Origin of the sequence: Frankia sp. AiPs1 (assembly GCF_023716945.1) — a bacterium.
In the GTDB taxonomy this organism is placed as follows: Bacteria; Actinomycetota; Actinomycetes; order Frankiales; family Frankiaceae; genus Frankia.
Map to the genome: position 1 here is coordinate 1 of NZ_JAMQQF010000419.1, position 5,380 is coordinate 5,380.

General features: G+C 73.6%; 5 protein-coding genes and 1 tRNA gene. 3 read left to right on the forward strand and 3 right to left on the reverse strand.

Annotated features, from left to right (window positions below; all coding sequences use genetic code 11):
* Positions 1–1,308 (reverse strand): phosphopantetheine-binding protein (locus ND748_RS24330; protein WP_251748293.1); only part of this gene is annotated, 1,308 nt, incomplete at its 3' end.
* An 84-nt stretch (positions 1,309–1,392) separates the two neighbouring features.
* Here ND748_RS24330 and ND748_RS24335 point away from each other — a divergent pair.
* A complete protein-coding gene (locus ND748_RS24335) occupies positions 1,393–1,911 on the forward strand; it encodes a DUF4352 domain-containing protein (protein ID WP_251748294.1) in 519 nt (172 codons plus the stop codon).
* A gap of 49 nt (positions 1,912–1,960) precedes the next feature.
* Here the strand turns inward: ND748_RS24335 and ND748_RS24340 are convergent, their stop codons facing one another.
* Positions 1,961–2,635 carry a TetR/AcrR family transcriptional regulator gene (locus tag ND748_RS24340; RefSeq protein ID WP_251748295.1) on the reverse strand — a complete coding sequence of 225 codons (675 nt, stop codon included), beginning with the start codon at positions 2,633–2,635 and terminating at the stop codon, positions 1,961–1,963.
* 249 nt (positions 2,636–2,884) lie between these two features.
* On the opposite strand from ND748_RS24340, the gene ND748_RS24345 reads away from it, so the two are divergent.
* Positions 2,885–3,748: an HNH endonuclease family protein gene (locus tag ND748_RS24345; RefSeq protein WP_374216020.1), complete on the forward strand. Its 864-nt coding sequence runs from the start codon at positions 2,885–2,887 to the stop codon at positions 3,746–3,748.
* 373 nt (positions 3,749–4,121) lie between these two features.
* On the opposite strand, the gene ND748_RS24350 is transcribed toward ND748_RS24345, so the two are convergent.
* Positions 4,122–4,204, reverse strand: a tRNA-Leu gene (locus ND748_RS24350).
* Positions 4,205–4,364: 160 nt separating this feature from the next.
* Between ND748_RS24350 and ND748_RS24355 the strand changes: the two genes are divergently transcribed.
* The coding region (locus ND748_RS24355) for a DUF3662 and FHA domain-containing protein (RefSeq protein ID WP_251748296.1) at positions 4,365–5,380 on the forward strand (1,016 nt) is incomplete at its 3' end.

The window sequence follows — 5,380 nt, forward strand, 5'->3', positions numbered from 1 at the left end:
GGCGAGCTCGACGGCGACCGCCGCGGTGATGCCGCGGGCGCCGCCGGTGAGCAGCACAACCGAGGACGGGCTCAGCCCGGCCGGCAGGCTGCCGGACGCACCGGCACCGGCGGGCCGCACCCGCAGGGTGGCCCGTGTCTCGTCCCGGTAACCGACGACCAGCGGCCCGCCCGGGGTGAGCAGCTCGGCGAGCAGGCTGTCCGCGATCCGGCGAGGCTCGTCCTTCGGCTCCACGTCGACCAGGCGCAGCGCCAGGCCGGGGACCTCCCGGGCGATCGTGCGCACGAGGCCGGCGAGCCCCGCTCCCGGGGTCGGACGGACGACGAACTCTCCGGCGTCGGCGCGTCGGGCGTACTCCAGCGCGTCGCCCCCGCGCGGGTCGGCGGTCCCGCCCGGGGCGGCGGCACGGGCCCGGCCGAACCGCCCGCCGTTGCCGGTGGCGATGAGTACCCGCCGACTGCCGCCCAGGGCCGCCGCCCGCAGGGCGGGGAACGCACCCGGCAGGATCGCGTGCTCGTCCGCGCCCGGGTCGGCGGAGGCGATCCAGACGAGGCCGTCGGCGCCGGCCCCGGCCCGGATCTGGTCGACGAGGCCGGCATCGTCGGCGGCGAGGATCCGTGCCTCGGCGCCTGCCTGCTCCAACCGGGTGGCGAGCGCCAGGCCGACCCCGAGACCGCCCTCCACCAGCAGGAACCGGGAGCCGGCGAGGTCGGTCGGGGGCGCGCCGGCCGACGCGGGCAGGATCTCCGGCTCGACGACGAACCGCCGCAGCGCAATCGCCCCGACCGGTTCGCCGACCACAGCGGACCCGACGTCCAGGGAAGACCCGGCGGGCGCGAGGGAGCCGGCGGGCGCGCGGGATCCGACGGCTGCGCGGGAGCCGGCGGGCGCGCGGGAGCCGGCAGGCACGGACGTGAGCGACGGGGCGGAATCCCGCACCGGCAGCCCGGCCTGCGACACCACCGGCGACCCGCCGGTCAGCACCGCTTCGGCGGTGGAGACGGCGGGCTCGGGCTCGCCTTCGGTCGAACCCACGATCCAGTCGACGATGCCGCGGACGGTCTTGATCGCCGCCAGCTCCTCGACGACCTCCTCGTCCAACTCCCCCGAACCCGCCTCCACCAGCCCCAACCGCTGCGCCAACTCCCCCAGGATCTCCGTCCGCTTGATCGAGTCGATCGACAGATCAGCCTCAAGATCCAGATCCGGTTCCAACATCTCCACCGGATAACCCGTCTGCTCCCCGATCACCCCCACCACCGCATCCGACACCGCCGACCGCTCCACCACCGCAGACCGGACCGCCACCGCAGACCGGACCACCGGCGCCGCCGACCGGACCACCGGCGCGGACCGGACCGCCGGCGGCTCGCACTGATCATCGGAATCGTCGTGGCGGCGCTGATCGCCATCACGGTCGTGGTCAGCCTGCCGAGCCGCAACGGCGGGGGGGCTGACGCGGGCCGCCAACCTGGCTCCGCCGGGACGGTGGCGGACGACGCGACGGTCACCCCGAGTCCCACCGCGGGGCTCGGCCTGCCGGCCACGGACGGCCGACTGGAGTTCGTCGTGGCGGCCGTCGACTGCTCGAAGACCCAGCTGGGCGACGGAATCCTGGCACTGCGGGCGGGCGGCAGGTTCTGTCTGGCCCAGGTGACGGTGCGCAACACCGGCGACACCTCCGCGGCGCTGGACAACACCTCTCAGCTGCTCTGGGACGACCACGGCGACCGTCACGAGGCGAACTTCCTCGCCCGTTTCAAGCTGGACGAGAACCTGTGGGACTCCATCGACCCCGGCGAGACCAAGCGCGGCACCCTGGTCTTCGACGTACCCCGCGACGCGCAGCCGCGAGAACTCGAGCTGCACGAGAGTTCGCAGAGCACCGGGGCCCGCATCCCGGTCCGCTGACAGCTGCCATCAGCCGACACTCGGCGGCATCAACCGAAACTCGGCGGCTTCAGCCGACACTCGGCGGCGTCTGCCCGGCGCCCGCCAGCCCGGCGTAGGCCGGCGCCGGCGACGGCAGCACGTCGTTACGGGAGTCCGGCCGGAAGCCAGCCAGGATGATCTCCAGGGAACGCCGCCAGGACCCCGGAGCGACTCGCTCGGTGAGGTCCACGACAAGCCGCAGCGACCGCATCAGGACCAGCAGGTCCGCCAGCATCACGTCGCTGCGGACCGTGCCCGCCCGCTGGGCTGCGGCGAGCATCGCCGCCACCGGCGGGACAACCTCGGCGATCATGCGCTCCGCGGTACGCCCGCTCCACAGCCGCTGCGCCAGGAAGGCCCCGTGGCAGGGGTCGGCCGCCAGCACCCGCATCACGAAGCAGTGCAGCGCGCTTGCCGGCGGTTCCGTCGCGGCCACTTCCACGGCGAACTCGCGGATGTCGTCGACGGTCGACCGCAGAATCGCCTCGATGAGCGCGTCCTTGTTCGGAAAACGTCGGTAAAGGGTGCCCATGCCGACCTCGGCGCGGCGGGCGATCTCCTCGACGCCGACGTCGTTCCCGCGCTCGACGAACAGCTCCCGGGCGGCGGTGAGGATGCGGGCACGGTTCAGTTCGGCGTCGCGGCGTAAGGGCCGGGATGGCCCGGCCGAGGATCGCGGCGACGCGGACGGGACGGCAATCACGTGCTACCCGCGGGGATGGGACGGCATCGGAACGGCGACTTTCGCCGGCAGTCTGAGCATGGCAGCACACTGTAGGGGATTGTCCAGCTACGTTGCGATGCTTCGCGGCAAGAACTGCTCTTTCTGGGTTGTACCGACCACCAGGCACCACGATCACCCGCTAACGTGACTCTCTGCCCAGACGGGCGTCAAGCGGGCAGAGGCGTTCTTCCCGCGGACCCGGGGCGTCGAGGTGGGCGGGGCGTCGAGGTGGGGGGTCAGGTGCGGACAAGCGCTGTCGGTGCGGTCCTGCGCGGCCGGGTCGGGCAGGCGGGATCGGTCGGGCAGGCGGGATCGGTCGGGCAGGCGGGATCGGTCGGGCGAGCGAGATCGGTCGGGCGGATGCGGGTCGTCGGACTCGCGCTACTGCTCATGGTGGCCACGGCACTGGTCGCCTGCGACAGCGTCGGCGACGAGACCGGCGCGGCGGATGCGGGCGCTGCCGCGGACGGTCGGCCGGCCGCGACGGGTGCGGGCACCAGAGCAGCCGCGGGCTCGGCGCTCGCGCTGCTCGCCACCCTGCCGGTCCGCGCCGAGGACAACTCGCCGAAGTACCAGCGCGAGGAGTTCGGCACCCCCTGGTCGGACGTCGACCACAACGGCTGCGACACCCGCAACGACATCCTGCGCCGGGACCTGCGCAGCACCACCGTGCGGCGGTCCGACGGCTGCACGGTGCTGACCGGCGAGCTCAACGATCCCTACACGACCCGCATCATCCGCTTCGACCGTTCCCGCAACGCCTCGGCCGTGCAGATCGACCATGTCGTGCCGCTGGCCGACGCCTGGCGGACCGGCGCGCTCGACTGGACCGACGCCCAGCGTCGGCAGTTCGCGAACGACCCGGAGAACCTGCTCGCGGTGGACGGCCCGACGAACCAGCGCAAGAGCGACCACGACGCGGCCGAATGGCTGCCGCCCAGCCCCGGCGAGCAGTGCCCTTACATCGCCCGCCAGGTGGGGCTGAAATCGCGTTATCACCTGTGGGTGGTGGCGGCGGAGGCCAAGGCGATGCGCGCGGTGCTCCAGAAGTGCTCCGCCCAGCCGGCGCTGGGCACCACCGCGGCGCGCTGACCGCCGCGGCGCGCTGCCGCCGGCCGACGACGGCAGGATCGAGACCCGAGCTGGCCGATCCGCCGTCCACTTCACGACAGTCGCCCGCCCGACCTCCACCCCCGAGGGTGCGCCCAGTGGGGTGGCCACGGGAGCCGTCCGCGGCCCCCCGATGGTTGCCCCACGAATCCGGCCGGCTCCGCTGGGCCGCTTCGCGACCAGGGGACGGCCTAGACGGGGTGGTCAACTTAGGGAAAGACAAAGCCCCCCCGAAGCCCCCCCCCCCGAGGCAGCCCCCCAAGCAGCTCTTCGTGGGGGGTCCGGGGGGGCTCGGCCCCCCCGACAAAATCAAGGAAGCCCCTACCGGCGCAGCATGCTCCGGTAGGGGCTGACGTGGGCGAGGGGGGAGTTGAACCCCCACGTCCGCTAGGACACACGGACCTGAACCGTGCGCGTCTGCCATTCCGCCACTCGCCCGAGTGGGACTATCTCTTAACCAGGGGACACGCTATCACGTCGGAGATGTCCGCTGCGTCGGGGGGCCGCCCACCGCGGTGGACCTGTCAAGCGGCCGAGCCGTGGGGCGTCCGTGCCCGGGGGCATACGATCTCACAGACCGGGAGAAGGGAGGTCGAGCATGGGCGTGCTACAACGCTTCGAACGGCGCCTGGGCGGCCTCGTCGAGGGTGCGTTCGCCAAGGTGTTCAAGGGCGGGGTCGAGCCCGTGGAGATCGCCAGCGCGCTGGCCCGGGAGACCGACGACCGGCGGGCGGTCAGCTCCAACCGCGTGCTGGTGCCCAACGAGTTCGCGGTGGAGCTCGCCAGCGGCGACTTCGCCCGGCTTTCCCCGTATGACCGGGCGCTGTGCGACGAGCTGGCCGAGATGGTCCGCGAACATGCGGCCGAGCAGCGGTACACCTTCGTCGGCCCGGTGTCCGTCCGGATGTCCGAGGCGGCTGACCTCGACGTCGGCGTCTTCCGGATCCGCAGCAGCGTGGCGGCGGCAGACCCGGGGGTCGTCAGCGGGCGACGCGGCCGGCCACGCCCGAGTGCGCCCGGCACCCCCCATCTACTGATCACGACGAAGGCCCCGGGCGGGACGGGTGGCGGCGGGGAGCGGGAGTACCCGCTGGACGCCGAGACCACCGTCATCGGGCGCAGCGTCGAGTGCGACATCCGGTTGAACGACACCGGGGTGTCCCGGCGGCACGGGGAGATCCGCCGGCTGCCGGACGGGCAGTTCCTCTACGTCGACGCCGGCTCGACGAACGGCAGTCTCGTCAACGGCCGCGCGGCCACCCAGGTCAAGCTCGTCAGCGGGGACCGGATCGAGCTCGGCACCGCGACCATCGTGTTCCGCCGTGAGGACGGCCGCGGCAGCACCGCGGGCCGGTCGCCCTCCCGAGCCACCCCCCCGCCGGAGCGCGTCGGGCATCGGGCGACGGCCCCGCCGGACCGGCGTCCCACGCCCCCGCCGGACGACCCGTACCGACGTGGCTCGACTCCGCGCGGCGGCCAGCCCTACCCGACGGATCCCTACCGGGAGCGCCCCGCCCGGGCGGGCAGCGACCCCGGCTACCGCGAGCCCGGTCACGACCAGGGCTCGGACGTCGGCCGGCCGCATGACCAGGGTCGTCCGGGCCGCCGCGAACC